2 protein-coding genes are annotated in these 944 nt (G+C 60.5%); both read left to right on the top strand.

The window, feature by feature from the left end:
* Positions 1-180: hypothetical protein (locus JKG68_RS32565; RefSeq protein ID WP_202066594.1), on the top strand; the 180-nt coding region annotated here is incomplete at its 5' end.
* 241 nt (positions 181-421) lie between these two features.
* On the top strand, positions 422-853 hold the full coding sequence (locus tag JKG68_RS32560) for a response regulator (RefSeq protein WP_202066592.1): 432 nt from the start codon (positions 422-424) through the stop codon (positions 851-853).
* Positions 854-944 lie beyond the last annotated feature (91 nt).

Here is a 944-nt window from a genome sequence, read left to right as displayed (position 1 = left end):
CGCGGCGACACAGACCTCGTCGTGATGGCCTCCATGCTGGTCGAGAGCCTTGCTGATCTGATCCTGCTTGCGCCTGAGAGCGACCGGTCCTACTTGATAGCGCATGCGCTTTCCGCCTTCGGGCAGATCGTCTTGGAGAAGGGCGGCGCGAGCGACGGCGGCTCGGACGCCACGCATTAGGCCGATTGACGACGTAGTCGAGGGTTGCCCAAGCGGGATCCTTCAGCAACTCGTGCCGGAGCTGCATCGCTGACCCGTTGATGCGGGCACTCAGACCCGGGACGTATCTCAAGCGCGCCGGCACTCCAGAGATCAGCCGTTAACCGTTTGCTGACCATAACCGACACTTGCCGACTCATGCTCTGAACAGCTGCCACAATCGGCCGTTAACCACGCGGACTTGTTCAGTGAGGTTGCGTACATGACACCGATCCTGTCCCCGTGGACCCGCCCCGCATCAGCAGAAAAGCCAGCCCCGAAGTGCCTGCGCCAGCGTGTTCTCGTTGTCGAGGACGAGCTGCTCATTGGCGAGATCGCGGCCGAAGCTTTAACCGATGCCGGATATGAAGTGTTCATGGCAGCCAGTGCCGAAGAGGCCGAGGTTGTGTTGAGGGACATGTCGGTGGATCTTTTGTTCACCGACATCAATCTCGGCGGTCGGGACGGCTTTGAGCTGGCGCAAACAGCCTTGTCTCTTCAGCCGCTGTTGTTGATTGTCTTTACCTCAGGCCGCTCCTGGATCTGCCACGGGATGTGCCAGTCCGCCGGTGTGCCTTTCCTCGCCAAGCCTTACCACCTCGCGGAGGTGGTGGAGACCGTTGAGCGCGCATTGAGAGTAACGGCGATACAGTGACCAGGCCCTACGACTGATTGTCCCCTTTCACGATCTCGGCCAAGATCGCGCCTGTAAGTGCTGGACGGCTTTCCACCAGCCACCTGGCATC

It is taken from the genome of Microvirga aerilata (assembly GCF_016743775.1).
Lineage (GTDB): Bacteria > Pseudomonadota > Alphaproteobacteria > Rhizobiales > Beijerinckiaceae > Microvirga > Microvirga aerilata.
Note: the sequence above shows the minus strand (reverse complement) of the source record. Positions and strands in the feature narration are given on the sequence as shown.